At 71.0% G+C, this 25906-nt stretch carries 21 protein-coding genes and 1 pseudogene; 6 read left to right on the forward strand and 16 right to left on the reverse strand.

Features of this window, described 5'->3' with window-relative positions; translation table 11 throughout:
• Positions 1-6 precede the first annotated feature (6 nt).
• Complete coding sequence (locus ACQEWB_RS19800; RefSeq protein WP_432832764.1) at positions 7-1185, reverse strand: dipeptidase; 1179 nt, start codon at positions 1183-1185, stop codon at positions 7-9.
• A 5-nt stretch (positions 1186-1190) separates the two neighbouring features.
• A complete protein-coding gene (gene purE, locus ACQEWB_RS19805) occupies positions 1191-1712 on the reverse strand; it encodes a 5-(carboxyamino)imidazole ribonucleotide mutase (RefSeq protein WP_432832765.1) in 522 nt (173 codons plus the stop codon).
• 92 nt (positions 1713-1804) lie between these two features.
• On the opposite strand from purE, the pseudogene ACQEWB_RS19810 reads away from it, so the two are divergent.
• Positions 1805-3002, forward strand: a pseudogene (locus ACQEWB_RS19810) (RNA-guided endonuclease InsQ/TnpB family protein).
• A gap of 31 nt (positions 3003-3033) precedes the next feature.
• Here the strand turns inward: ACQEWB_RS19810 and ACQEWB_RS19815 are convergent.
• Positions 3034-4176 (reverse strand): 5-(carboxyamino)imidazole ribonucleotide synthase, encoded by a 1143-nt coding sequence (locus tag ACQEWB_RS19815; protein WP_432832767.1) that lies wholly within the window; start codon positions 4174-4176, stop codon positions 3034-3036.
• A 217-nt stretch (positions 4177-4393) separates the two neighbouring features.
• Here ACQEWB_RS19815 and ACQEWB_RS19820 point away from each other — a divergent pair, with 217 nt between their 5' ends.
• Positions 4394-4912, forward strand: coding sequence for a GtrA family protein (locus ACQEWB_RS19820; RefSeq protein ID WP_432832769.1), 519 nt, complete (start codon positions 4394-4396; stop codon positions 4910-4912).
• A 13-nt stretch (positions 4913-4925) separates the two neighbouring features.
• Here ACQEWB_RS19820 and ACQEWB_RS19825 read toward each other — a convergent pair whose 3' ends face one another.
• Positions 4926-6200: an ATP-binding protein gene (locus ACQEWB_RS19825; RefSeq protein ID WP_432832771.1), complete on the reverse strand. Its 1275-nt coding sequence runs from the start codon at positions 6198-6200 to the stop codon at positions 4926-4928.
• Positions 6201-6241: 41 nt separating this feature from the next.
• A complete protein-coding gene (locus ACQEWB_RS19830) occupies positions 6242-6919 on the reverse strand; it encodes a response regulator transcription factor (RefSeq protein WP_240863652.1) in 678 nt (225 codons plus the stop codon).
• Between the two features lie 297 nt (positions 6920-7216).
• Between ACQEWB_RS19830 and ACQEWB_RS19835 the strand changes: the two genes are divergently transcribed.
• On the forward strand, positions 7217-8713 hold the full coding sequence (locus ACQEWB_RS19835) for an oligopeptide:H+ symporter (RefSeq protein ID WP_432832774.1): 1497 nt from the start codon (positions 7217-7219) through the stop codon (positions 8711-8713).
• A gap of 60 nt (positions 8714-8773) precedes the next feature.
• On the opposite strand, the gene ACQEWB_RS19840 is transcribed toward ACQEWB_RS19835, so the two are convergent.
• The 7 genes from ACQEWB_RS19840 to ACQEWB_RS19870 form a co-directional block, all read right to left on the reverse strand.
• Positions 8774-10072 carry a hypothetical protein gene (locus tag ACQEWB_RS19840; protein WP_432832776.1) on the reverse strand — a complete coding sequence of 433 codons (1299 nt, stop codon included), beginning with the start codon at positions 10070-10072 and terminating at the stop codon, positions 8774-8776.
• Entirely contained in the window at positions 10069-11169 is a 1101-nt protein-coding gene (locus ACQEWB_RS19845) for a hypothetical protein (protein WP_432832778.1), read from the reverse strand. The genes ACQEWB_RS19840 and ACQEWB_RS19845 overlap by 4 nt, the downstream gene beginning before the upstream one ends.
• Complete coding sequence (locus tag ACQEWB_RS19850) at positions 11166-11993, reverse strand: hypothetical protein (RefSeq protein ID WP_432832780.1); 828 nt, start codon at positions 11991-11993, stop codon at positions 11166-11168. The genes ACQEWB_RS19845 and ACQEWB_RS19850 overlap by 4 nt, the downstream gene beginning before the upstream one ends.
• Before the next feature lie 102 nt (positions 11994-12095).
• Complete coding sequence (locus tag ACQEWB_RS19855; RefSeq protein ID WP_432832782.1) at positions 12096-12779, reverse strand: LPXTG cell wall anchor domain-containing protein; 684 nt, start codon at positions 12777-12779, stop codon at positions 12096-12098.
• A gap of 162 nt (positions 12780-12941) precedes the next feature.
• Positions 12942-14207 carry a serine--tRNA ligase gene (gene serS, locus ACQEWB_RS19860; RefSeq protein ID WP_432832784.1) on the reverse strand — a complete coding sequence of 422 codons (1266 nt, stop codon included), beginning with the start codon at positions 14205-14207 and terminating at the stop codon, positions 12942-12944.
• Between the two features lie 299 nt (positions 14208-14506).
• Complete coding sequence (locus ACQEWB_RS19865) at positions 14507-15070, reverse strand: ATP-binding protein (RefSeq protein WP_432832786.1); 564 nt, start codon at positions 15068-15070, stop codon at positions 14507-14509.
• Positions 15071-15292: 222 nt separating this feature from the next.
• Entirely contained in the window at positions 15293-15670 is a 378-nt protein-coding gene (locus ACQEWB_RS19870; protein ID WP_432832788.1) for an STAS domain-containing protein, read from the reverse strand.
• A 239-nt stretch (positions 15671-15909) separates the two neighbouring features.
• On the opposite strand from ACQEWB_RS19870, the gene ACQEWB_RS19875 reads away from it, so the two are divergent.
• On the forward strand, positions 15910-16821 hold the full coding sequence (locus tag ACQEWB_RS19875; protein ID WP_432832790.1) for an RNA polymerase sigma factor SigF: 912 nt from the start codon (positions 15910-15912) through the stop codon (positions 16819-16821).
• Between the two features lie 180 nt (positions 16822-17001).
• The gene (locus ACQEWB_RS19880; protein ID WP_432832792.1) at positions 17002-18672 is read left to right on the forward strand and encodes a ricin-type beta-trefoil lectin domain protein; all 1671 of its coding nucleotides are present in this window, start codon (positions 17002-17004) and stop codon (positions 18670-18672) included.
• A 112-nt stretch (positions 18673-18784) separates the two neighbouring features.
• Here ACQEWB_RS19880 and hutI read toward each other — a convergent pair whose 3' ends face one another.
• The 4 genes from hutI to hutU are packed head-to-tail and all read right to left on the reverse strand — an operon-like array spanning position 18785 to position 24241.
• Positions 18785-19954 carry an imidazolonepropionase gene (gene hutI, locus ACQEWB_RS19885; RefSeq protein WP_432832794.1) on the reverse strand — a complete coding sequence of 390 codons (1170 nt, stop codon included), beginning with the start codon at positions 19952-19954 and terminating at the stop codon, positions 18785-18787.
• A gap of 20 nt (positions 19955-19974) precedes the next feature.
• Positions 19975-21327 carry a formimidoylglutamate deiminase gene (locus tag ACQEWB_RS19890; RefSeq protein ID WP_432832796.1) on the reverse strand — a complete coding sequence of 451 codons (1353 nt, stop codon included), beginning with the start codon at positions 21325-21327 and terminating at the stop codon, positions 19975-19977.
• Positions 21324-22526: an allantoate amidohydrolase gene (locus ACQEWB_RS19895; protein WP_432843901.1), complete on the reverse strand. Its 1203-nt coding sequence runs from the start codon at positions 22524-22526 to the stop codon at positions 21324-21326. Before ACQEWB_RS19895 ends, ACQEWB_RS19890 begins: the two co-directional genes overlap by 4 nt.
• 50 nt (positions 22527-22576) lie before the next feature.
• Positions 22577-24241, reverse strand: coding sequence for a urocanate hydratase (hutU, locus tag ACQEWB_RS19900; RefSeq protein WP_432832798.1), 1665 nt, complete (start codon positions 24239-24241; stop codon positions 22577-22579).
• 157 nt (positions 24242-24398) lie between these two features.
• Between hutU and ACQEWB_RS19905 the strand changes: the two genes are divergently transcribed.
• Positions 24399-25772: a diaminopimelate decarboxylase gene (locus ACQEWB_RS19905; RefSeq protein ID WP_432832800.1), complete on the forward strand. Its 1374-nt coding sequence runs from the start codon at positions 24399-24401 to the stop codon at positions 25770-25772.
• Positions 25773-25906 lie beyond the last annotated feature (134 nt).

The following is a 25906-nucleotide window of genomic DNA, read 5'->3' on the forward strand; positions in this document are numbered from 1 at the left end:
CGCACGTCAGCCGTCGAGCCGCTCGATGGTCGCGTTCGACGGTCCCCGCGTCCCTTGCAGCTCGCGCGCCACGTCCTCCGCCGCGCCCAGCACCCGTACCGAGTTCTGCCAGGTCAGCTTGGCCAGGTCGGGCTTCGACCAGCCTCGGTCGAGGAGCTCCGCGACGAGGTTGGGGTAGCCGGAGACGTCACTGAGGCCGTCGGGGGTGAAGGCCGTGCCGTCGTAGTCGCCGCCGATGCCCAGGTGGTCGACGCCCGCCACCTCGCGCATGTGGTCCAGGTGGTCGGCGACGGTTGCCACCGTGGCCACCGGGCGCGGGTTGCGCTCCTCGAAGGCGCGGTGGACCTTCATCGCCTCGGGGGTGGTCTCCAGGTGGTGCAGGCCGTGGGCGCGCATGTTCTCGTCGGCCGCCGCCGTCCAGTCGACGGCCGCCTGGAGGACGAACTTCGGCACGAAGGTCACCATCGCCACGCCGCCGTTGGCGGGGAGGCGTTCGAGGACGTCGTCCGGGATGTTGCGGGGGTGGTCGCAGACCGCGCGCGAGGAGGAGTGCGAGAAGATCACCGGGGCGGTGGTCGCGTCCAGCGCGGCTCGCATGGTCGTCGCCGCCACGTGCGAGAGGTCGACCAGCATGCCGAGGCGGTTCATCTCACGGACGACCTCGCGGCCGAAGGCCGACAGGCCGCCGACGTTCGGTTCGTCCGTCGCCGAGTCCGCCCAGTCGTTGTTGTCGTTGTGCGTGAGCGTCATGTAGCGGACGCCGAGGTCGTACAACCCCCGCAGCGTGCCGAGGGAGTTGGCGATCGAGTGGCCGCCCTCCGCGCCCATGAGGGAGGCGATACGGCCGTCCAGCCGCGCCTTCTCCATGTCGGCCGCGGTCCGCGCGGGCGCCAGGTCCGCCGGGTACCGCGCCAGCAACTGCCGTACGCAGTCGATCTGTTCGAGGGTGGCCGGCACCGCGTCGGGCAGGTCCGAGCGGACGTACACCGACCAGTACTGCGCCCCGACCCCGCCCTCGCGCAGCCGCGGGATGTCGGTGTGCAGATGCGCGTTCTGGTGTACGGCGATGTCGCGGGCGTCGAGGTCGTAGCGGACCTGGTTGCGCAGCGCCCACGGGAGGTCGTTGTGGCCGTCGACGACCGGGAAGTCGGCGAGGAGTTCGCGGGCTTCCTCCAGGGAGGTCATCCGCGTCACTTCCCGAACCCGAAGCCGCCGTTGCCCTCGACCTTGGTGCGCAGGCGCTTGCCCTTCTCGGTGGCCTGGTCGTTCAGCTCCTGCTGGAAGTCCCGCATCCGCGCGAGGAGTTCCTCGTCGGAGGTGGCGAGGATACGGGCGGCCAGCAGGCCGGCGTTACGGGCGCCGGCGACCGAGACGGTGGCGACCGGGACGCCCGCCGGCATCTGCACGATCGACAGCAGGCTGTCCATGCCGTCGAGGTACTTCAGCGGGACCGGGACGCCGATCACCGGGAGGGGGGTCACGGAGGCGAGCATGCCCGGGAGGTGGGCCGCTCCCCCGGCGCCGGCGATGATCACCTTCAGGCCGCGGTCCGCCGCCTGCTCGCCGTACGTGATCATCTCGCGCGGCATCCGGTGCGCGGAGACGACGTCGACCTCGTACTCGATCTCGAACTCGTCGAGGGCCTGCGCGGCGGCCTCCATGACGGGCCAGTCGGAGTCCGAACCCATGACGATGCCTACAACGGGGCTCATTTCAATCTCCTTGCATACGTCATCCGTGTCCCGGACGGCGTGATCACCGAACTGCCGGACAGGCTTACATCAGAGGGGCTAGCTTGTGAGACATGGGGGCCAGGTGCGTGAAGCGGGCTTTCAAGTACCGCTTCTATCCGACGGAGGAGCAGGCAGCCGAGCTGTCGCGAACCTTCGGCTGCGTGCGCAAGGTCTACAACATGGCGCTTGACGCCCGGTCTCGCGCATGGACGGTGGAACAGCGCCGGGTCTCCTACGTGGATACGTCCGCGATGCTCACGGAGTGGAAGAAGACCGCAGAACACGGTTTTCTGGCCGAAGTGTCTTCTGTGCCGCTGCAGCAGTCGCTGCGGCACCTGCAGGCCGCGTACACCGCGTTCTTCGACAAGCGTGCTCGGCACCCCCGCTTCAAGTCGAAGAAAAGGTCCAAGGACTCCGCCGAGTACACCCGCTCCGCATTCCGCTTCCGCGACGGAGAACTCACGCTGGCGAAGATGCGTGATCCGCTGGCCGTCGTGTGGTCGCGGCCTCTGCCTGACGGCACCGAACCGTCCACGGCCACGATCTCCCGGGACAGAGCAGGCCGCTGGTTCGTCTCGCTGCTCGTCGAAAGCGTTGTCGGTCCCGGACCGGTCACCGACGCGGCGGTAGGGCTCGACGCGGGCCTCACCAGTCTGGTCACTCTGTCCACCGGGGAGAAGATCACCAACCCGAGGTTCGAGCGGAGGGACCGGAACCGCCTCGCCAAGGCCCAGCGAGAACTCTCCCGCAAGGCCAATGGCTCGAAGAACCGGGAGAAGGCGCGCGTCAAAGTGGCACGCGTCCACGCCTGAATCACTGACCGGCGCCGGGACTTCCTCCACAAACTGACCACTCGACTCGTTCGTGAGAACCAAACGATCGTGATCGAGGATCTGCCCGTCCGCAGCCTGCTCGGCAACCGCACTCTCGCACGTGCGATCTCCGATGCCTCGTGGACGGAACTGCGCTCCCAGCTGGAGTACAAGTGCACCTGGTACGGGCGCAAGCTGATCATGGTCGACCGCTTCTTCCCGTCGAGCAAGACCTGCTCCGCGTGCGGTCTGATCCGAGAGAAGCTGGCTCTGAAGGCGCGCCGATGGACGTGTGAGGGCTGCGGCACCCACCACGACCGGGACCACAACGCCGCGAAGACCATTCTGGCCGCCGGGCTGGCGGTGTCGGCCTGTGGAGCCGGTGTAAGACCCCAACGGAGCTCCTCCGGGCGGGCAGTCGGCGATGAAGCAGGAAGCGTCATGGTGCGAGCCATGACAGCCCCCTCCTCGAAGGGGAGGGGACGAGGTCAATCGGTGATCGTGCCTCTCAGGTAGCCGGCTGCGTGACGTGCGCGCTCGAGAACGTCGTCCAGGTCGTCGCCGTAGGTGTTGACGTGACCGACCTTGCGGCCGGGCTTCACGTCCTTGCCGTACATGTGGATCTTCAGCTGGGGGTCGCGGGCCATGCAGTGCAGGTACGCGGAGTACATGTCCGGGTAGTCGCCGCCGAGGACGTTGGCCATCACGGTCCACTTCGCGCGGGGGCGCGGGTCGCCGAGGGGGAGGTCGAGGACCGCTCGGACGTGGTTGGCGAACTGCGAGGTGATCGCGCCGTCCTGGGTCCAGTGGCCGCTGTTGTGCGGGCGCATCGCCAGTTCGTTGACGAGGATGCGGCCGTCGCGGGTCTGGAACAGCTCGACGGCGAGGTGGCCGACGACGTCCAGTTCCTTGGCGATGGACAGGGCCATCTCCTCGGCCCGGAGGGCGAGGGACTCGTCCAGGTCGGGGGCGGGGGCGATGACCGTGTCGCAGACGCCGTTGACCTGCTGGGACTCGACCACCGGGTAGGCGACGGCCTGGCCGTGCGGGGAGCGCACGACGTTGGCGGCGAGCTCGCGGACGTAGTCGACCTTCTCCTCGGCGAGGACCGGGACGCCCGCACGGAACGGGTCGGCGGCCTCCTCCGCGGACTCGACGACCCACACGCCCTTGCCGTCGTAGCCGCCGCGGACGGTCTTGAGGACGACCGGGAAGCCTCCCTCACCCTCCGCCGCGAAGGCCACCACGTCGGCCGGATCGGTCACGATCCGGTGCCGTGGGCACGGGATGCCGATCGCGTCGAGCCTCGCGCGCATCACGCCCTTGTCCTGGGCGTGCACCAGCGCGTCGGGGCCGGGGCGGACGGGGATGCCGTCCGCCTCCAGCGCCCGGAGGTGCTCGGTGGGTACATGTTCGTGATCAAAGGTGATCACATCGCAGCCCTTCGCGAACTCGCGGAGCGTGTCGAGGTCGCGATAGTCGCCGATGACGACATCGCTCACCACCTGCGCCGCGGAATCCTGAGGGGTGTCACTGAGGAGCTTGAACCTGATGCCGAGCGGGATGCCTGCCTCGTGTGTCATACGCGCGAGCTGGCCCCCGCCGACCATGCCGACTACCGGGAACGTCACGCCCCTAGGGTATCGGCCGCGCGGACGCGACCGGTTTCCGGCCGTTTCCCGGGGCTCTTACCGCCCTCTTCCCGGACTTTTCCCCCTCTTCCCCCGCTCTTCCCATCCTGTTTCCGACCTGTGAGCTCATCCACAGGAGTTTATGAAGGGGGGTGGTTAGCATGGCTGAGTTGACGAAAACGCCGATACCACCGACCGGACGGGGGCCTTCAGGACCATGGGACAGGGTTCCTCCGGGCTGCGAAGGCTCGCACACGAGATCGCCAAGTTCGGCGCGGTGGGTGCACTCGGCACCGTCGTGAACTTCGGCGTCTCCAACCTGCTGTGGCATCTGACCAGCCTGCAGGCGGTGCGCGCCAACGTGATCGCCACGGTCGTCGCGATCGGCGTCAACTATCTGGGCTTCCGCTACTTCACCTACCGGGACCGCGACAAGAGCGCCCGTACGAAGGAGCTCTCCCTCTTCCTGGCCTTCAGCGCGGTCGGCCTGGTGATCGAGAACGGCATCCTGTTCGCCGCGATCTACGGCTTCGGCTGGGAGAGCTCGCTGGAGCGGAACGTCTTCAAGGTCGTCGGCATCGGGCTCGGCACGCTGTTCCGGTTCTGGTCCTACCGCACCTGGGTCTTCAAGACGCTCCCGGCCCGTGAGGCCGTGGCCGACGCGGAATCGTTCCTGGAGGAGGCGGAGGCGGCCGCCGAGGCCGAGCCGGCGAAGGCGGAGCAGCGGGTCGGCTGACCCCTCACGGGGCTCAGCGGACCGTCGGTTCCTCTTCCGGCTCCGGCCTCGTCAGCGGCGGCGTCCGCGACAGGAACAGGCCGAACACCGGGGGCTTGGTCTGGAGCATCTCCAGGCGGCCGCCGTCGGCCTCCGCGAGGTCGCGGGCGACGGCCAGGCCGATGCCGGTGGAGTTGCGGCCGCTGATGGTGCGCTCGAAAATACGGGCGCCGAGGTCGGCCGGGACGCCGGGACCCTCGTCGGTCACCTCCACCACCGCCTGGTTGCCGGTGACGCGGGTGCGCAGCGCGACCGTGCCGCCGCCGTGCATGAGGGAGTTCTCGATCAGCGCGGCCAGCACCTGGGCGACCGCGCCCGGGGTGCCGACGGCCCGCAGATGCCGCTTGCCGGAGCTGACGATCGCCCGCCCGACGTTGCGGTAGGCGGGCCGCCACTCGGCGAGCTGCTGCTGGATGACCTCGTCGAGGTCGAAGGAGACGGCGTTGCCGGCCCGGGGGTCGCGGGAGTTGGTGAGGAGACGTTCCACCACGTCCGTCAGCCGCTCCACCTGCGTGAGCGCGACGTTCGCCTCCTCCTTCACCGTGTCCGGGTCGTCGGTGAGGGTGATCTCCTCCAGCCGCATGGAGAGGGCGGTGAGGGGCGTACGGAGCTGATGGGAGGCGTCGGCCGCCAGGCGCCGCTCCGCGGTGAGCATGCGGGCGATGCGCTCGGCGGAGGAGTCGAGGACGTCGGCGACCCGGTCCAGCTCGGGGACGCCGTACCGCTTGTGCCGGGGCCTGGGGTCGCCCGAGCCGAGCCGCTCGGCGGTCTCGGCGAGGTCGGTGAGCGGCGAGGCGAGCCGGTTGGCCTGCCGGATGGCAAGGAGTACGGCGGCCACGACCGCGAGCAGCGCCACCAGGCCGATGATCAGCAGCGTCCGCCCGACCTCGCTGCTGACGACCGAGCGGGGCTCCTCGACGGCGACGGTCTCGCCCTTCTCGCCGGTGGCGTGCCCCCGGATGACCTCGCCCTCGGGGCGGGTGCCGAGCTCGATGACCGGCTTGCCGGGGATCCGCACGACGGCGTACCGGTCCCCGGTCACCTGCCCGTGCAGCACCTCGGCGTTGACGGCCCCGGCGTCGATCAGCCGGCTGTCCACGATGCTGGCCAGCCGCTGCGCCTCGGAACTCACCCGTTCCTGGGCGCTGTTGCTGATGGTCCGGGTCTCGACGATGACGAGGGACACGCCGAAGACGGCGATCACGACGAGCACCACGGCGAGCGTGGACTGGATCAGTCGACGGCGCATGTCCTCTGTACCTGCTCGGGCGGTCTACGGACGGCTGGGGTTCAGCTCTTCTCGAACCGGAAGCCGACACCGCGCACGGTGGCGATGTACCGGGGGTTCGCCGCGTCGTCGCCGAGCTTCTTGCGCAGCCAGGAGATGTGCATGTCGAGGGTCTTGGTGGAGGACCACCAGGTGGTGTCCCAGACCTCGCGCATCAGCTGGTCGCGGGTGACGACCCGGCCGGCGTCCCGCACCAGGACCCGCAGGAGGTCGAACTCCTTGGCGGTGAGCTGGAGTTCCTCGTCGCCCATCCACGCGCGGTGCGACTCCACGTCGATCCGCACGCCGTGCGTGGCCGGCGGCTGGGCCGGCTCGGCGGCACCGCGCCGCAGCAGGGCCCGGACGCGGGCGAGCAGTTCGGCGAGGCGGAACGGCTTGGTGACGTAGTCGTCGGCGCCGGCGTCGAGTCCGACGACGGTGTCCACCTCGTCGGCGCGCGCGGTCAGGATGAGGATCGGCACGGTGTGGCCTTCGGCGCGCAGGCGGCGGGCGACTTCCAGGCCGTCCATGCCGGGCAGACCGAGGTCCAGCACGACCAGATCGCAGCCGCCCTGCATTCCGGCGTCGAGTGCGGTGGGGCCGTCCTCGCGCACCTCGACCTCGTAGCCTTCCCGGCGCAGGGCGCGGGCCAGCGGCTCCGAGATGGACGCGTCGTCCTCGGCGAGCAGTACACGGGTCATGAGGTGATGGTAGTCCGCTCTTGACATGTGCTGGGGTGTGATCGGCTCGCGTGATTCTTACCTTCGCACGCCGTGCGACGAACCTGTGGATCTGCGGTGTGATCTTGGTAGGGACCTTGGAAAAGCGGTGTACGGTTCCATCGACACCTGTGATCCGTGTCTCAAGTCCTTCCTTTTCCGGCACTACCCTGCCGTATGGTGAAAAAACAACGCCTGTAGCACTGCGGGGACCTTCGGCGGACATGTCGCTGAAGGTCTCTTTTGTGTGCGGTAAACCCCCACCAGCAAGGATCGACCATGGCGTCCAGCCTGACGAAGGACTCGGTCACCCCGGGCACCCCCGGTTCCGAGAAGACCTTCTTCGGCCACCCCCGGGGACTGGCCACTCTCTTCATGACCGAGATGTGGGAGCGATTCTCCTACTACGGCATGAAGGCACTGCTTCCGCTGTACCTGGTGGCACCGGGCGGCTTGCACATGAGCGCCGCCGCCGCGACCGCGGTCTACTCGGTGTACGTGTCCCTCGTGTACCTGCTCGCCCTGCCGGGCGGCTGGTTCGCGGACCGGGTGCTCGGCCCCCGTAAGACCGTCGCGGTCGCGGGCCTGATCATCATGCTCGGCCACCTCACCCTGGCCCTGCCCTCCTCCGGCACCTTCTTCGCGGGCCTCGGGCTCGTCGCGATAGGTTCCGGCCTGCTGAAGTCCAACATCTCGACGATGGTCGGCCACCTCTACAACGGCGCCGACGACGCGCGCCGCGACGGCGGCTTCACCATCTTCTACGTCGGCATCAACCTCGGCGCCTTCGCGGCCCCGCTGGTCATCGGCACGGTGGGCGAGAACGTCAACTGGCACCTGGGCTTCGCGCTCGCCGCGCTCGGCATGGCCCTCGGCCTCGCCCAGTACCTGCTCGGCGGGCGGCACCTCAGCGCCCGCTCGAACGACGTCCCGACGCCGCTGTCCGCCGCGGAGAAGTCCGCGACGCTGCGCAAGTCGGCCCTGTGGGCGGCCGTCGCGGTCGTCTTCTACTCCGTCGTCGGCTTCTCCGGCCACTACACCCTGAACTGGCTGCTGGTCCCGATCACCGTCGCGGGCCTCGTCATCCCGGTCATGGTCATCGGCCGTATCAAGCGCGACAAGGACCTCGACCGCGTCGAGCAGTCGAAGATGTCCGCGTACATCTGGTTCTTCGTGGCCGCGGCCGTCTTCTGGATGATCTACGACCAGGGCGGTTCGACCCTGTCGATCTTCGCCGACTCCTCCGCCGAGAACACCGTCTTCGGCTGGGAGTTCCCGGTCTCCTGGTACCAGTCCGTCAACCCGGTCATGATCATGGCGCTCGCGCCGGTCTTCGCCTGGATGTGGCTGGCCCTGAACCGGCGCGGCAAGGAGCCGAGCACGGCGGTGAAGTTCGCCTCCGGCCTGGTCCTGATCGGCGCGTCCTTCTTCCTCTTCCTGGCCCCCCTGACGATCGCCGAGGGCGGTCACAAGGCGGCCGCGATGTGGCTGGTCGCGATCTACTTCGTGCAGACCGTGGGCGAGCTGACGCTGTCCCCGGTGGGTCTGTCGGTGACGACGAAGATGGCGCCGGCGAAGTACGCCTCGCAGATGATGGGCGTCTGGTTCCTGGCGGTCACCGCGGGCGACGCGACGACGGGCCTGCTGTCCATCGCCGGGGTCGACCTCAACAAGACGGGCATCGTGGCACTGCAGGCGGTGCTCGCGGTGCTCGCCGGTGCGGCGGTGTGGATGTACCGGAAGCGGGTCAAGGAACTCATGGGCGACGTGCACTGACGTCCCAGGGGCCGTCCGAGGGCCACCACCTCCGTCACAGGAGGTGGTGGCTTTCTGGCATTACCTCGTCCTCCGGCCAGGCATGAACGTGAACACAGCCGCGCCCAGCAACACCGCCGTGCCCGCCACCAGGCCCAGCGCCTTCAGGGCCCCGTGGTCGTCCGAGCCCGTCGCTGCCAGGCCGCCGCTCGATGACGAGTCGCCGGACGTGGTCGAGCCCGATGCTCCGCTCGCCTGTTCCGTCGTGTCCAGGGTCAGGGAGACCGCCGTCCTGTCCGGCTTGCAGGTCGTCGTCGTGCCCAGGGCCTCGATGGTCAGGACGCCCGGGGAGAGCGTCGACTCCCCCGTCGCGCCCGGCTTGTACGTGCCGGTCATGTCGGGGATCTCGATCGGGTCACCGGACTTGATGGCCTTGGAGTTGGTCGGTCCCTCGACATGGACCGAGCCGGTGTCCGCGCCGCCGAGGGCGACCTCCATGGACGGTTTCACGGAGTCCGCGGGAATGTCGGCGGGGCTGTCCATCGGCGAGTTCTTGAACTGCACCGTGATGCCGTAACTGCCACCGTCCTTCTTGGCGTTGATCTGGATCGTGGAGGTCGCCTTCTTCTCACCGATGGGTGACTGGCAGGTGTAGGGGATGTCGACCGCCTTGCCGGTGAAGTCGGTCTGGCCGTCACCCGTGCCGTCGCTCGCCGATGCGGAGGCGGACGCGGACTCCGACGCCGAGTCCGACGGGGACGCCGACTGCGAGGTCGAGTCCGTCGGGTCGGGCGTCGTACTCGACGAACTGCCGTCGCCCGCCGCCACCTCGATGGTCGCCGCCTTCTGCACGGTCTCCGTCGGTGTGCACTTGGTGTCCGTCGAGTACGCGTTGACGGTGTACGCGTCCGGCGTGAGGGTCACCTCGCCCGCCGTCGTCAGTTTCAGGCTGCCCTTCATGTCGGACAGCACCATGTCGCCGCCCTTGGGGATCGCCGGGTTCTCCCGCGGCCCCTCCATCGCGATGTCGGCGCTCTGCGCGCCGGCCGCCTTCAGCACCCCGGACGGCTGGACCGTGTTGGCGGGCAGGTCGATGATGTCCGGGTTCTTGGAGGCGGCCTGGACGAACTTCCATACGACGTCCACCGTGTCGCCCACCTTCGCCGTGGCCGGCGCGGTGATCTCGACCTTCGTGGTGCCGTCGACGGGGTCGGCCACCCCGGCGGGCGGCACGCAGTGCGTCGCGAACGACACCTCCGCCGCCTGCGCGGACCCGGCGGCCAGGCCCAGCAGGGCCCCCGCCCCGCCGAGCACCAGGGCGGTGCCCGCCGCGGCCGCTCTCAGCCGGCCGGCCGGTGTGACTCTCCTTCGCTTGCTCACGGGGGTCCCTTTCTGGTGGGAGTCGTAGGACTCGTCGGGCTGTCGTCGTGCGGTGCGGAGAGCCGACCGGCCGCGTTCGGATCGGAGTCCGGGGTGAACCACGGCAGGGTCGAGTTGGTGGCGGGCGCGTCCGGTGCCGTCCTGGTGGCCGGCTTCGGGATGGTGAACTTCGGCAGGCGCAGGGTGAGTTGCTCGGGCAGGTGCAGGCCGCGGTGGCGCAGGCCGCCCGCCTTGCGCGGCCGTACCCGGTCCACGATCGCCATCCCGGCGCGGAACAGCGCGGCCGGCACCACCAGGCAGACCAGGACCCAGAACAGGGTCACGCCCCAGGGCCGGCCCACGCCCCAGGGCTGCTCGGCGAGCACCTTGCCGCCGTACTTGAGGGAGACGGTGTAGTCGCCGTGCGCGCCCGCGGAGAGCTCGACCGGCAGCTTGATCTCGGCCTTCCTGCCGGGCGCGAGCGTGCCGCGCCACTCCTGGTCCTCCCACTCCGGGGCGAACACCCCGTGGGAGGTGCCCACCTGGAAGACGGGGTTCTTGATCGGGGAGGTCCCGGCGTTGCCGACGGTGAAGGTGAGAGTGCGGGAGGGCGGGGCGCCGAACCAGGTCAACAGGCCGCTGGAGCCGTCGAGTCGTGTGTCGGTGAGGATGGAGAGGCGTCCGCCGGTCGGCTCCGCGGGCAGGGGCTCCACGGCGTGCCCCGCCACCTGGAGGACCGCGTCGGCCTGCGCCTTGGCGCCCTCCACGGTCGCCACGTGCACCACGCACGGGCACGGCACCGGCGGTTCGGACACCGGCAGCTGCTTGCTGAAGGCGCCCTTGGCGTCGGTGGTGACGGCCCTTCCCTCCGCGTTGGCACAGGAGTTGGTGCCGCCGACGACCCCGCGCGCGGGCGTGGCCTGCCCGCAGATCAGCATCATCAGCAGCGCGTGCGGCCGCCAGCCACTGCCGCTCACGGTGATCGAACCGCCGGTCCCCGCCTGCGACTTGGACAGCCTGACGGTGGGCCCGTCCGCCGCCGTCGCGGTGCCCGCCAGGGGCAGCAGAAGCAGCGCCAGCACCGCCGCCAGCGCCGTGATCCGCACCTTGCCGTTCACGTCACCGCTCCCGTCAACTCGACTTCCGTGTGCGGGGATCGGGGTGCGGGTTCGCTCGTACCACGACGCCTGTGACGTCGTACGAGAAGCAGCGCACCCCCGGCCGCCACCGCCCCCGCGACCCCCGCCACCGTGCCCCAGGGCACGAACCGTGCCGATGCCGTCGCCGTGTCCCGCGCACCGCCGGCCGCCGTCACCGTGAGCCGCACGTCGACCGAGTCCAGCGCCGGATGGCCGGGCCATGACTCGGTCAGCTGCACACGGCGGCCCGGCGCGAGACGGACGGGCAGGGTGCGCGGGGCGCGGTCGAGGACCCGGCCGAAGAGGCCGTCCGCGTGTACGGCGAGACGCGGTACGAGGGGGGTCGTACCGCGGTTGACCAGCTCGTACGTGATCCGGCCACCGTGCACGGCGAGGTGCTCGACGGTCAGCGCGGACAGTGCGGGCCCGCCCGCGCGCACCCGGACCGGGACGGCGGCCCGGCGGCCGTCCCGGTCCCGGGCGACGATCTCACCGCCGCGATCGCCGCTCGCCCGCACGGTGAACGGCACGTCGGCCCGCGTCCGCCCCGGCACCCGCACCGGGTTCTGGGCGAAGACGACGGCGACACCACTGCCGCTGAGCCGCACGGTGACCGCCCGCCCGCTCCGGTTGGTCACGGAAACGGTGTCCTGCAGCACGGCCCCGGGCGCCCCTTCGGCATAGAAGGAGGGGCGGCCCCCGCCGGAGGGCGCGAGGGACCAGCCGTCCGCGCCGGCAGCGGTCGGCGCGGCGCTCAACACCAGGAGGAGGGACACGAGCAGAACACGAGCGGCAGTTGGCATCAGCGGCTCCAGCAGTCAAGGGGCAACGCCCCTAAAGGGGCGCGGGGAACTGCGCGACCAGCCACGACGGCGCGGCAGATATCCGACAACCCATCGGAACCTTCAACGCCGGGCCGCCTGATTCCTCCGCGTGATCCACAACGCCCCCGCCGCCCCGGCCAGCAGCACCGTCCCGCCCAGCGTGCCGAGCGCGATCGCCGAGTCGTCCGGACCGGTCTGCGGCAGCGAGCCGCCCGAGTCCGTACCGCTCTCGCTCGTGCCCCCGGAGGACCCGCTCGCCGCCGTCACGTCCAGGGTCAGCGCGGGTCCCGGGCTGTTCGACGGCGTGCAGGTCGTCGTCGTACCCAGCGCCTTGATGGTCAGGATGGCCGGCGTGAAGGTGACCTTGCCGGTCTTCTTCGGCGTGTACGTGCCCGTCAAGTCGTTGATCTTGATGGGGGTGTTGGCCGGTATCGCCGCCTGGTTGGCGGGCCCGGAGACGGCCACCGTGCCGCTGTCGGCGCCGCCCAGCTTGATGGTGGCGCTCGGGTTCATCGCGCCCTTGCCCAGTTCGACCGGGCTGGAGGAGACGCCCTTCTGCCAGGACATGGTGAGTTTGTAGCCGCTGCCGCTCTTCACGCCCTTGATGTCGATCGGCGAGACGGCGCTCTTGTTCCCGATCGGCGTCTTGCACTGGTAGTTGACGTCGACGACCTCGGCCCGGGCGGCGGGGGCGGTCATCAGCACCGCCGAGCCGGCCAGGGCCGCGACGGACGCGAGCGCGGCGGTTCGTTTCCGGTACGACACGATTTCCGCTCCCTCTCGGTTTCCTGACGGCACATCAGATTGGGCCGTCAAGGTACGCCCGGGGTCGTGAGGAGGGAAGGGACAGTGCGCGCCGGAGTTGTGGGGATCCGGCGCGCACGGGAGGGGCGTCGGGTGGAGAAGGTGACCTGGGGTAACTCAGGGTCAGGCCGTGCGCAGCACCTCCGGCGCACCCCACCGCCACAGGACCTCCGGCACCTCCACCGTCCCGTCGGGCCGCTGGCGCTGCTCCAGGATCGCGGGGAGGAGGCGGCTGGTCGCGAGGCCCGAGGCGTTGAGGGTGTGGACGTACGCGGGTTTGCCGCCACCCTCGGGGCGGTAGCGGATGGCGCCGCGCCGGGCCTGGTAGGCGCGGGCGTTCGAGACCGAGCTGACCTCGGCGTACGCGCCCAGGCTGGGCAGCCAGACCTCGACGTCGTACGTCCTGGCCTGGGCGTGGCTGATGTCGGCCGCGGCGAGCTTGGTGGTGCGGTGGTGCAGACCGAGGCCGGTCACCAACTCCTCGGCGCGGGCCAGCAGTTCCAGCTGGGCCGCCGCCGAGTCCTCCGGCCGCGTGAACTGGAAGAGCTCCACCTTGTTGAACTGGTGACCGCGCAGGGTGCCCCGCTCTGCGGTCCGGTAGCCGCCGCTCTCCTTGCGGTAACAGGGCGTGTAGGCCACGTACTTCAGCGGCAGTTCGCGTTCGTCGAGCGTCTCGCCGCGGTGCAGGTTGACCAGGGCGGTCTCGGCGGTGGGCAGGAGGAAGTGGTCGTCGTCCGTGCGGAAGACCTCGTCGGCGAACTTCGGGAACTGTCCCGCCGTATAACCCGCTTCGTACGACAGCAGGTGCGGCGGGAGGACGAACTCGTACCCGGCGCGGCGGTGGGCGTCGAGGAAGTGGTTGAGCAGGGCCCACTCCAGGGCGGCGCCGTCGCCGCGGTAGATCCAGTAGCCGTTGCCGGCGAGGGCGGTGCCGCGCCTGTGGTCGACCAGGTGGAGGTCCTGGGCGAGCCGCACATGGCCCTTCGGCTCGAAGTCGAAGGCGGGCGGGGCCCCTACGGTCCGTACGACCTCGTTGTTCTCCTTGCCGCCCGCGACCACGTCCTCGTCCGGGAGGTTGGGCAGGGTGTCGAGGAACTCCTGGTGGCGGGCGGTGAGTTCGGCCAGGCGTGCCTCGGTCCCGGTGAGCTCGTCGGTCAGGGCCTTGGCGGCGGCCCGGAGTTCCTCGACCGGCTCCGCGGCCCGGTGTCGTACCGCGATGTCCGCCGAGACGCGCCGCCGTTCGCCGCGCAGCCGCTCCACGGCCGTGCGGGTCGCGCGGAACTCGGCGTCCAGGGCGAGGAAGCCGCTGAGGTCGGCGTCCACCGCCCGTTTGGCGAGCGCGGCGCGGACCCGGTCGGGGTGCTGTCGGATGAGGGTGATGTCGAGCATGGGTGTGCTCCGGGAAGGTCGTCCGGAGCGGCACGCACCGCCCCGGGGCTGTCCCTGGGGGCGTGGGCGAGAGGGTGCTCGCGGTGCCACCACGCCTTCACCGCCGTATCGACGACTGGATCGGTATCGATGCCGTACGACGGTCTCGTCGTGGCCCGGTGACGGGGGCCGGCCGGCGGGGCATTTCCTCCCCGCACTCGGGAGTGGATTCGCCTCGGCTCGTGCGGGCCTCGGCTACTTGTCTCCGTCAGCGCGTTGCCGGGGAGGGTAGCGGGCCCCGTCCGGCGTGCGGAAACGATTTACGCCGGAGCGCCGAGTTCCGCCCAGACCGTCTTGCCGGTCGCCCCCGGCGTCCGTACGACCCCCCAGTCCAGGCACAGCCGCTGCACGATGAACATGCCGTGGCCGCCGGGGCGGCCCGCGCGGTGCGGGGTGCGGGGGGCCGGCTGGCCGGTGCCCCGGTCGGAGACCTCCAGGCGGATCACCTTGTTGTCGCAGGTGATGCCCAGCTCGTCCGGGCCCTCGGCGTGCAGACAGGCGTTGGTGACCAGCTCGGAGACGACGAGCAGCACGTCCTCGGCGGCGGCCCGCCGGTCGGCCGTGGCGGCGGGCAGCCAGCCCCAGGCGTACAGCGCCTGCCGGGTGAAGTCGCGGGCGAGCGGGACGACACCGCTCTCGCCGTCGAAGTTCAGCCGGCGGACCTGTCGGCCCGCCGGCGACGCAGACGACACGGCTGCCGCCGGCGATCCGGCGGCGTCCCCTTCGGACGCGCCGGTCGCGGCGGCGCCCCCCTCGGACGTCCCGGAAGCGCCGCTGGGCTCCGGGCCGCGGTCGCCCGGCGGGTAAGGCCGGGTGGTGCTCATCAGCGCTTCACCTCACCGATTCACCGGTTCACGATTCAAAAGTCAGTACGTATCCCGACGGCTGTTCCGTCGGTGTGCCTGCCGACATGTTCAGGATGTCTCCTGCCCGAGCGAACCGGCAGAACACCCCCTGTTTCGGCACGGAAGCCGTGACGCCCGGAAATTGCCGGTCACACAGGGGTGGCTGGGGCGGCACACAGGGGCCCGGCCGGGTGCGGGGGCTCAGCCGGTCTCGTCGGCCAGGGCCGACCCGAGCGTGTCGTGGACGGTGAAGACCGCCTCCGCCCCGGTGATCTCGAAGACCCGGGCGACCACGGGCTGCATGCCCGCGAGATGCACCCCACCGCCGGCGGCATCCGCCTTCAGTCGTGCGCCGAGCAGTACGTTGAGCCCGGTGGAGTCGCAGAACTCCAGCCGCGAGCAGTCCACGACCAGCCGGTTGAATCCCTTGGCGAGGCAGTCCTCCAGCGGCTCGCGCAACAGGTCGGCGGTGTGGTGATCCAACTCACCTGCCGGTGTCACGACGGCACTGGAGCCCTCTTCCCTGACCTCCACCAGTAGCCGGCCAGACTGTGCGCTGCCGACCGTCCCGCGGTCCATGCCGTCTCTTCTCCCGACGTCGTGGCTGCTGACGTACGCCCTCGAACACTACGCCTTCCTCACACTCTCCGACACCCGAACAACCGCCCACAAACGGACATAACCGCACAGAACGCACTTGCGGCGGGTGTGGGAAAGCGGGTAGGGCTAGTAGAGATACGTAACCGACACGGCCGGCTTTGGAGGCGCCGCACACCGCAGTGCACGCACACGGCTTCGGCAGCCATATGCCGAGAACGATGGAGGACATCATGTCACCCCGGCTCGACGCACCGCATACCCAGCAGGCGACGTCGACACCCCCTCCGGAACATCTGGATCCCATCGAGAGCACCGACGCGGACGGCCTCGCCGGGCTTCCGGAGATCCCGCCTTACGACGAGGTGGGCCCGGTCGACGCCCGCGCCCTGTCCAAGACGCTCTTCGAGCGGCTGGAGTCCCTCGAAGAGGGGACACACGAGTACTCGTACGTGCGCAACACGCTCGTCGAACTCAACCTGGCCCTGGTCAAGTTCGCCGCCTCCCGGTTCCGCTCGCGCAGCGAGCCGATGGAGGACATCATCCAGGTCGGCACGATCGGCCTGATCAAGGCCATCGACCGGTTCGAGCTCTCGCGGGGAGTCGAGTTCCCCACCTTCGCGATGCCGACCATCGTCGGCGAGATCAAGCGCTTCTTCCGCGACACCTCGTGGTCCGTGCGCGTCCCGCGCCGGCTCCAGGAACTGCGGCTCGACCTGGCGAAGGCCGGTGACGAACTGGCCCAGAAGCTGGACCGGGCGCCGACGGTCGGGGAACTCGCGGAGCGCCTCGGCCTGTCGAAGGACGAGGTGGTCGAGGGCATGGCCGCGTCGAACGCGTACACCGCCTCCTCGCTCGACGCGCAGCCGGAGGAGGACGACGCGGAGGGTGCGCTCGCGGACCGGATCGGGTACGAGGACCACGGGCTCGAGGGCATCGAGTACGTCGAGTCCCTCAAACCGCTGATCGCCGAACTCCCGCCCAGGGACCGGAAGATCCTCTCCCTGCGCTTCGTCGCGGGCATGACCCAGTCGGAGATAGGGGACGAGCTCGGCATCTCGCAGATGCATGTGTCCCGGCTGCTGTCGCGGACGCTGGTGCGGCTGCGGAAGGGGCTGACGCTGGAGGAGTAGCGGCTCCTCGGCATTCAGGCCGGTGCCCGGTTGTCACAAGTGACCCAGGTGACTGCAGCTGTCACCTGGGTTACTCACAGAAACCCTTTCCCCATGGGTTCGCATCCATCACTATGGCCTCCATACCCGCCGGTACGCCGGAGCTGCCGCGGGGCGCTCGGCGCAGGGAGGCGGGTGGTGATGGCTCGGGCCGACCGGACCGACAACGGGGTCGAGACGGGAGGGGCCGGGGGCGGAGAGGCCAAGGCCGGAGACGGCCTCGGTGTGCACGCCCGCACCTCCGACCCGCGGCTCGTCGAGCTGTTGCGGACCAGCACCCCCACCGCCTACCCGGCGCTCCAGGAGGTCCGCGCCCGGCATCAGCCCGCGGTGCTCGCCTACGCCCGCCTCTGCACGGCGAGCGAGACCTCGGCCCGGCAACTGGCCGCGCAGGCCTTCACGCTGGCGGCCCGTCAGACCGCCCGCGGCACCGAGCCGACCGTGCCGCTGCGCCACCAACTCCTGCTGCTGACCGGCCGGTTGACCGCCACCTGGGCCGGCGACGAGCGGGCCGCCGGCCTCGACCCCACGCTGCTGCTGGTGCTGGGCCCGGCGGGCCCCGAGGGCCCCGTCCCGCCCATGCTGACCGCCTTCCAGTCCCTCCCGTCCCGCGCACAGGGCCTGATCTGGTACGGCGTGGTGGACCGCGAACCCGCCGACACCACCGCCGTGTTCCTCGGCCTGACCCGCGAGGACGTGACCCACGAGACCGGCTCGGCGCTCCAGTCCCTCGGCCACGCCTGCCTCCGCACCCGGCTCGCCGCCTCGACGGACCCGCGCTGCGGCAACTTCGGGCGGCTGATCGAGGAGTCGGTACGCCCCGACAGCCCGCGCACCAGCAGCGACCTGCGCGCCCACATGGTCCACTGCCCCCACTGCACGGCGGCCTACGAGGAACTCTCGGCCCTGCGCGACGCCCCGCGCACCGCGCTGGCGGAGGGGCTGCTGCCGTGGGCGGGTACGGCGTACGCCATGCGCGAGCGGGCGGGCGAGCGGGAGCCGGGCCCTGAGCCGTCGGTGTCGGCATCCGGGGCGGCTTCGGCGTCGAGGGCGGCATCGAGGGTCGCTTCGACGAGCGGTGGTCGGCGCTCCAAGGCCCTTGTGGGACCGGTCGGTCGGCCCAGGCCCTCCCGGCGATTCCTGATCTCCGCGGTGGCGCTCGGCGTGGCCCTCACCCCGCTGCTGGTCTTCCTGCTGTCGCAGACGGGCGGCTCGAAGTCGCCGTCGCAGCGGGCGGCGGGGGCGCTGGGCACGCCGACGAGCGCGCCGCAGGTCACGGTGACGGCGACGGTCTCGACGACACCGTCCGTGACGCCGAGCGGCAAGTCGCCGTCCCCGTCCCGGAGTTCCACCCCGTCGAAGTCCGCCTCGGCGTCACCGAAGCCGTCCCCCTCCCCCACCCATGCCCCGAACGGCACGTACGCGCAGATCGTGAACGTCTCCACCGGCCGCTGCCTCGACATCCGCGACGGCGACCTCTCGGAAGGCACCGACGTGATCACGGCCCCCTGCTCCTCGTCCCGCACCCAGCGCTGGCGGGTGGACGCGGCGCGCGGGGTCGTGCAGTCGTACGCCGACTCGGACTTCTGCCTGGACAGCCGCGGTGACGTGGACAACGGGGTGGGCATCTGGAACTGCGGCTCGGTGGACGGGGACCACGGCCGGAACCTGCGGTTCACCGTCGACTCCGACGGGGTGATCCGCCCGGCGATCGCCATCGAGACGGGGGTCACGCCGGACGGTGGGGACGGGGTGGCGCTGCGACCGCTGAGCGGGGGTGCGGAGCAGCGGTGGCGGGCGGGGGCGCGGTGACGGTGTCCGCCGCGTGAACGGTTTGGGCATGCTGAGCGGTTGGGCCGCTGAACGGTTGGGCCGCTGAACGGTTGGGCCGCTGAGCGGTTGGGCTGCTGAGCGGTTGGGCTGCTCAGAGCACTCGTGCCCCTCGCCGCCAGACCCCCGCGGCCAAGGGCACGCCCGGCCGGTAGGCCAGGTGGACGTGGCTCGGGGCGTCCAGGAGGAGCAGGTCGGCCTGGGCACCCGGGGTGACGCGACCGATGTCGGTGCGGCGGAGGGCTGCGGCGCCGCCCGCCGTGGCCGACCAGACCGCCTCGTCCGGGGTCATGCCCATGTCCCGTACCGCGAGCGCGATGCAGAAGGGGACGGAGGAGGTGAAGGACGAGCCCGGGTTGCAGTCCGTGGACAGGGCGACCGTGGCGCCGGCGTCCAGGAGGCGGCGGGCGTCCGGCCACTCGGCGCGGGTGGAGAACTCGGCGCCGGGGAGGAGCGTGGCGACCGTGGCGCTGCCCGCGAGGGCGTCGACGTCCGCGTCGGTGAGGTGGGTGCAGTGGTCGGCGCTGGCGGCGTCGAGTTCTACGGCGAGCTGGACGCCGGGGCCGTAGGAGAGCTGGTTGGCGTGGACTCGGGGGTGCAGGCCCTTGGCCTTGCCCGCGGTGAGGATGGCGCGGGCCTGGTCGCCGTCGAAGGCGCCCTTCTCGCAGAACACGTCGATCCAACGGGCGTACGGCGCACAGGCGTCGAGCATCTCGCCGGTGACCAGGGCCACGTAGGCGGCGGGGTCGTCAGCGAAGTCCGGGGAGACGATGTGGGCGCCGAGGTAGGTGACCTCGTCGGTGTGTGCGGCGGCGATCCGCAGGGCGCGGGCCTCGTCGGCGACGGTCAGGCCGTAGCCCGACTTGGTCTCGAAGGTGGTGGTGCCCTGGCGGAGGGCCTCGCCCAGGTAACGGGTGAGGTTCGCCTCCAGTTCCGCGTCGGTCGCGGCGCGGGTGGCCGCGACCGTCGTACGGATACCGCCCGCGGTGTACGACCGCCCGGACATCCGGGCGTTGAACTCCTGCGTCCGATCGCCCGCGAAGACGAGGTGGGAGTGGGAGTCGACGAAGCCCGGGAGGACGGCCCTGCCACCGGCGTCGACCCGGTTGTCAGTGGCGGGTGCTTTGCTTGATTCACCGGTCCACGCGATGCGGTCGCCTTCGATGACGACGGCCGCGTCCTGGACCAGACCGAGGGGAGAACCGTCACCGAGGGAGGGGTCGTTGGTGACCAGCGTGGCGATGTTGGTGATGACAGTGCTCATGGCGTCCTTGTGGGTGGTCATCACGCGCGGAGGGCTTCGACTGCCTGCGCGAGGGCTTGCGGTACATCCGGTACGAGGGCATGGGCACCGTCTCGCACGACGTGCCGTCCTCCCACGATCGTGTGCCGTACGTCCGCTGCCGTCGCGGCGAATACGGCCGTCTCGGCGCCGAGCCTGGGCAGCGGCCCCGCTGTCCTGACCGAGTCGAGGGCGATGGTGGTGAGGTCGGCGAGCGCGCCCGCCTCGATCGTGCCGGCCTCGTCCCAGCCGAGGGCCGCGTGACCGTCGGCGGAGGCGGCGCGCAGCAGTGCGGCGGCCGTCCAGTGGCCGCGGGTGCGGGTGCGCAGCCGCTCGTTGAGCTCCATCGCGCGTGCCTCTTCGAGCAGGTCGATGACGGCGTGGCTGTCGGAGCCGAGAGAGAGCGGTGAGCCGGCGTTCTGCAGGGCGACGGCGGGGCCGATGCCGTCGGCCAGGTCGCGCTCGGTGGTCGGGCACATGCAGGTGCCGGTGGAGCTGCCGCCGATGAGGGCGATGTCCTCGTCGGTGAGGTGGGTGTTGTGGACGCCGGTGGTGCGCGGCCCGAGGACGCCGTGGTCGGCGAGCAGCCGGGTGGGCGTACAGCCGTGGACGGCCAGACAGGCGTCGTTCTCGGCGGTCTGCTCGGAGAGGTGGACGTGCAGCGGCGCCCGCCGCTCCTCGGCCCAGCGTGCCACGGTCGCCAACTGGGCGGCGGGCACGGCCCGTACGGAGTGGATCGCCGCCCCGATCCGTGCGTGATCCCGTTCCTTGAGAACTGAACAGCGTTCGGCCCAGGCCTCCGCGCTGCCGTCGGAGAAGCGGAGCTGGTGCTTGTTGGGCGCCTCGCCGCTGTGCTGGTTCAGGATGCCTGCCGAGAGGTAGGCGGTGTCGAGGAGGGTGATGCGGATGCCGGCGTCGGCGGCGGCCGCGATGAGGGCCTCGCCCATGGCGTTGGGGTCGGCGTAGGGGGTGCCGCCGGGGGCGCGGTGCACGTAGTGGAACTCGCCGACGGAGGTGATGCCGGCGAGGGCCATCTCGGCGTACACGGCCCGCGCGAGCGCGTGGTACGTCTCCGGGGTCAGCTTGTCGGCGAACGAGTACATGACCTCGCGCCAGGTCCAGAAGGTGCCGGAGCCGACCTGGACGGTGGAGCGCAGGGCGCGGTGGAAGGCGTGCGAGTGGGCGTTGGCGAGTCCGGGGAGGGTGAGACCGCGCAGGATCTCGGCGCCCGGGGGCGGGGTGTCGACGTCCTCGCGGACGGCGGTGATGCGGCCGTCCGCCGTCTCCAGGGCGACGCCCGGCTCGACGTGGGTGTCGAGCCAGGCGTGCTCCAGCCAATAGGTCCGCGTGGTCACCGGCAGGCCAGTCCTTCCAGTACGTCGGCGAGGGCGAGCACTCCGGCCACGCAGTCGTCCTCGGCGGCGAACTCGGCCGGGGAGTGCGAGACGCCCGTGGGGTTGCGCACGAACAGCATGGCGGTCGGGATGGTTCCGGAGAGGATCCCGGCGTCGTGTCCGGCGCCCGTACCCAGGACGGGGACCGTGATGCCGGTGTCCTTGCCGAGGATGCGGGCGAGTTCGTCGCGCAGGGCGTGGTCGAACTCGACGACGGGGGTGAAGGACTCCCGGACGACGTCGAGGTCGATGCCGTGCGCTTCGGCGTACTCGCGGGCCGCCTTCTCGATGCCGCCGACGACGGTGTCGAGGGTGGCCTGGTCCTCGGCGCGGGAGTCGAGCCAGCCGCGCACCAGGGAGGGGATGGCGTTGACGCCGTTCGGCTCGACGGAGATCTTGCCGAAGGTGGCGACGGCACCGGCGAGTTCGGCCTCGCGGCGGGCGGCGAGCACGGTCTCGGCGTACGACAGCATGGGGTCGCGCCGGTCCACGAGCCGGGTGGTGCCGGCGTGGTTGGCCTCGCCCCGGAAGTCGAACCGCCAGCGCCCGTGCGGCCAGATGGCGCTGGCGATGCCGACCTGGTCGCCGGAGAGGTCCAGCGCCCGGCCCTGCTCGACGTGCAGCTCGACGAAGGCGCCGATGCGGGCGAGCCGTTCGGGGTCGACGCCGATGCCGTCGGGGTCGTACCCGGCGGCCTCCATGGCCCGCGGGAGGCTGATCCCGTCCCCGTCGGTCAGCCTGTGGGCGGCCTCGACGGAGAGCTGCCCGGAGGTGAGCCGGGACCCGACGCAGGCGAGCCCGAACCGGGCGCCCTCCTCGTCGCCGAAGTTGACGATGGCGAGGGGCTTGGTGAACTCGGCGTTCCTGGCGCGGAGTTCATCCAGGGCGGCGAAGGACGACACGACCCCGAGGGGGCCGTCGAAGGCACCCCCGTCGGGCACGGAGTCGAGATGCGACCCCGTGACGACGGCGTCCCCGGCGGCCGGATCCCCGAGCCAGGCCCACTGGTTGCCGTTCCCGTCGACCTCGTAGGCCAGCCCACGGGCCCGGGCCTGCTCCTGGAACCAGGCCCGGCATTCGGTGTCGGCCCCGGTCCAGGCGAAGCGGCGGTAGCCGCGGGAGTCGGGGTGACGGCCGATGGGGAGCAGCTCGCGCCACATGGTGTGGAAGGAGCTCGCGTGGACGGCGGCGCCCCCCGCTGCAGGCTGGGTCACGCGTCGCCACCTTCGCGCATCGGCACCCGCACGCCCCGCTCGTCGGCAACCGACTCCGCGATGTCGTACCCGGCGTCCACGTGCCGGATGACGCCCATGCCGGGGTCGTTGGTCAGCACGCGGCGGATCTTCTCGCCGGCGAGCTTGGTGCCGTCGGCCACGGAGACCTGGCCGGCGTGGATGGACCGGCCCATGCCGACGCCGCCGCCGTGGTGGATGGAGACCCAGGAGGCGCCGGAGGCCACGTTGACCATGGCGTTGAGCAGCGGCCAGTCGGCGATCGCGTCGGAGCCGTCGAGCATGGCCTCGGTCTCGCGGTACGGGGAGGCGACGGAGCCGCAGTCGAGGTGGTCGCGGCCGATGGCCAGGGGCGCGGCCAGCTCGCCGCTCGCGACCATGTCGTTGAAGCGCTCGCCGGCCTTGTCCCGCTCGCCGTAGCCGAGCCAGCAGATACGGGCGGGCAGGCCCTGGAAGTGGACGCGCTCGCCGGCCATCTTGATCCAGCGGTGCAGGGACTCGTTCTCCGGGAACAGGTCCAGGATCGCCTTGTCGGTCTTGGCGATGTCGGCCGGGTCGCCGGAGAGCGCGGCCCAGCGGAAGGGGCCCTTGCCCTCGCAGAAGAGGGGGCGGATGTAGGCGGGGACGAAGCCCGGGAAGGCGAACGCCCGCTCGTACCCGGCGAGTTGGGCCTCGCCGCGGATCGAGTTGCCGTAGTCGAAGACCTCCGCGCCGGCGTCCATGAAGCCGACCATGGCCTCGACGTGCTTGGCCATGGACTCACGGGCACGGGTGGTGAACCCGGCCGGGTCCTTCGCCGCCGCGTCCGCCATGTCGTCGAAGTCGACGCCGATCGGCAGGTAGGCCAGCGGGTCGTGGGCCGAGGTCTGGTCGGTGACGATGTCGATGGGGGCGCTCTCGGCGAGCATGCGGGGCAGCAGCTCGGCCGCGTTGCCGAGCAGGCCGATGGAGAGCGGGCGGCGGGCGTCGCGGGCCTCGACGGCGAGCTGGAGGGCGTGCTCCAGGTTGTCGGCCTTCACGTCGAGGTAGCGGTGCTCGATACGGCGCTCGATGGCCCGCGGGTCGACGTCGATGCAGATGGCGACGCCGTCGTTCATGGTCACGGCGAGCGGCTGGGCGCCGCCCATGCCGCCGAGGCCGGCGGTGAGGGTGATCGTGCCGGCGAGGGTGCCGTTGAACTTCTTCGCGGCGACCGCGGCGAAGGTCTCGTAGGTGCCCTGGAGGATGCCCTGGGTGCCGATGTAGATCCAGGAACCGGCGGTCATCTGGCCGTACATGGTCAGGCCGAGGGCCTCCAGGCGGCGGAACTCCTCCCAGTTGGCCCAGTCGCCGACCAGGTTGGAGTTGGCGATGAGGACGCGCGGGGCCCACTCGTGGGTCTGCATCACGCCGACCGGGCGGCCGGACTGGACCAGCATGGTCTCGTCCTGCTTCAGGGTGCGCAGGGTGCGGACCATGGCGTCGAAGGAGCGCCAGTCACGGGCGGCCTTGCCGGTGCCGCCGTAGACGACGAGCTTGTCGGGGTGCTCGGCGACCTCGGGGTCGAGGTTGTTCTGGAGCATCCGCAGGGCGGCTTCCTGCTGCCATCCCAGGGCGCTCAGTTCCGTACCGCGCGGCGCTCGTACGGGGCGGGGTCCTGACATGGTCTGCCTCCTAGCGGATTGTTGCTGTCGTTATTCACATCCTGGCGGGATGAATAGAACTAGTCAATACGTTCTTGCGCCAGCGCGGTCGGGCGGTGGATGTTTGGCTGGATGTACGAACGCGGGCAACTGCACGACGGGGGAAGTTGTGGACGGTATGCACAGGGACAGGGCCGAGGTCGACGGGGAGCGGGCAGCCCGGCGGGACGAGGCGGTGCGGGCCGCCGTGGAGCAGGGGCTGCTGGGGCCCGGCACCCCCATCGTGGGGCTGCTCGACGTCACCGGCATCCGGGAGTCGGCGCGGGAGCTGCGGGCGGCGTTCGACGCGGTCACGGCGCCCGGCACGCCCGTGCTGCACGCCTTCGCGGTGAAGGCGACCCCGCTGGTGCCGGTGCTGCGGCTGCTCTACGACGAGGGCCTGGGCGCCGAGGTGGCCAGTCCGGGCGAGCTGGCGCTGGCGCGGGCGGCCGGGGTGCCGCCGCACCGGACGGTGCTGGACTCGCCCGCGAAGACGCCGGCCGAGCTGCGCGAGGCGCTGGCGCTGGGGATCGCCGTCAACGCGGACAATCCGCAGGAGCTGGAGCGGATCGACGCGCTGATGAGGTCCGCCGAAAGCCGTTCGCCGCTCGGGATACGGGTGAATCCGCAGGTCGGCGGAGGGTCGATCGGGGCGACCTCGACCGCTACGGCCACCTCGAAGTTCGGGGTGGCGTTGCGGGACGAGGGGGCGCGCGAGTGGGTCGTACGCGCTTACGCGGAGCGACCGTGGCTGACGCGGCTGCACGCGCACACCGGGTCGCAGGGGATTCCGCTGTCGCTGATGGCACAGGGTGTGGCGCGGGTGTACGCGCTCGCGGAGGAGATCAACGGGCGGCTCGGGCGGCCGCAGATCGACACGCTCGACATCGGCGGCGGGCTGCCGGTCAACTTCGGCTCGGACGAGTCGACGCCGACCTACCCGCAGTACGCGCGGCTGCTGAGCGAAGCGGTGCCGGGGCTGTTCTCCGGGCGGTACGGGCTGGTGACCGAGTTCGGGCGGTCGCTGCTGGCCAAGCACGGGACCGTGGTGGCGCGCGTGGAGTACGCCAAGAGCGCGGGCGGGCGGCCGGTGGCGGTGACGCACGCGGGGGTGCAGGTGGCGACGCGGACGGTGTACGTACCCGGGTCGTGGCCGCTCAGGATCGCCGCGTACGACGCGAAGGGGCGACCCAAGGAGGGGCCGGCGGTGGTGCAGGACGTGGCCGGGCCGGCCTGCTTCGCGGGCGATCTGCTCGCCGAGGGGCGGGCGTTGCCGCTGCTGGAGCAGGGGGACTACGCGGCGGCGCTGGACACGGGCGCGTACTACTTCGCGCACCACTACGCGTACAACTCCCTCGCCCGGCCCGGGATCCACGGGTTCGTGCCGGACGGATCGGGGGGCGTGGGCTTCGCGACCGTGCGGGAGGAGCAGACGCTCGACGAGATCGTGGCCGAGTCCGGAGGGGCGCACGCCCGTGCGCTCACCACCCTGCGCACACCCGGGCGCGGTTGACGCAGCCGGTCGGTCTGCGGTTCAACTGCCCTGAAAACCAGGCAAGTCGACCCATCCTAGTCCCCCTGTCGCATGTTCCACCGGAAAATGCCAGATCCCTCACCCGTCGCGCACACGTTGCGTAGTTTCGGCGT

Origin of the sequence: Streptomyces sp. CA-249302 (assembly GCF_050936785.1) — a bacterium.
GTDB lineage: Bacteria > Actinomycetota > Actinomycetes > Streptomycetales > Streptomycetaceae > Streptomyces.

Coding starts and splice junctions, on each gene's coding strand:
- hutU (WP_432832798.1), bottom strand. CDS start 24,241: ATGTCAGGACCCCGCCCCGTACGAGCGCCGCGCGGTACGGAACTGAGC.
- ACQEWB_RS19895 (WP_432843901.1), bottom strand. CDS start 22,526: ATGTGGCGCGAGCTGCTCCCCATCGGCCGTCACCCCGACTCCCGCGGC.
- ACQEWB_RS19835 (WP_432832774.1), top strand. CDS start 7,217: ATGGCGTCCAGCCTGACGAAGGACTCGGTCACCCCGGGCACCCCCGGT.
- ACQEWB_RS19880 (WP_432832792.1), top strand. CDS start 17,002: ATGGCTCGGGCCGACCGGACCGACAACGGGGTCGAGACGGGAGGGGCC.
- hutI (WP_432832794.1), bottom strand. CDS start 19,954: ATGAGCACTGTCATCACCAACATCGCCACGCTGGTCACCAACGACCCC.
- ACQEWB_RS19800 (WP_432832764.1), bottom strand. CDS start 1,185: ATGACCTCCCTGGAGGAAGCCCGCGAACTCCTCGCCGACTTCCCGGTC.
- ACQEWB_RS19865 (WP_432832786.1), bottom strand. CDS start 15,070: ATGAGCACCACCCGGCCTTACCCGCCGGGCGACCGCGGCCCGGAGCCC.
- ACQEWB_RS19905 (WP_432832800.1), top strand. CDS start 24,399: ATGCACAGGGACAGGGCCGAGGTCGACGGGGAGCGGGCAGCCCGGCGG.
- ACQEWB_RS19820 (WP_432832769.1), top strand. CDS start 4,394: ATGGGACAGGGTTCCTCCGGGCTGCGAAGGCTCGCACACGAGATCGCC.
- ACQEWB_RS19830 (WP_240863652.1), bottom strand. CDS start 6,919: ATGACCCGTGTACTGCTCGCCGAGGACGACGCGTCCATCTCGGAGCCG.
- serS (WP_432832784.1), bottom strand. CDS start 14,207: ATGCTCGACATCACCCTCATCCGACAGCACCCCGACCGGGTCCGCGCC.
- ACQEWB_RS19870 (WP_432832788.1), bottom strand. CDS start 15,670: ATGGACCGCGGGACGGTCGGCAGCGCACAGTCTGGCCGGCTACTGGTG.
- ACQEWB_RS19825 (WP_432832771.1), bottom strand. CDS start 6,200: ATGCGCCGTCGACTGATCCAGTCCACGCTCGCCGTGGTGCTCGTCGTG.
- ACQEWB_RS19850 (WP_432832780.1), bottom strand. CDS start 11,993: ATGCCAACTGCCGCTCGTGTTCTGCTCGTGTCCCTCCTCCTGGTGTTG.
- ACQEWB_RS19875 (WP_432832790.1), top strand. CDS start 15,910: ATGGAGGACATCATGTCACCCCGGCTCGACGCACCGCATACCCAGCAG.
- purE (WP_432832765.1), bottom strand. CDS start 1,712: ATGAGCCCCGTTGTAGGCATCGTCATGGGTTCGGACTCCGACTGGCCC.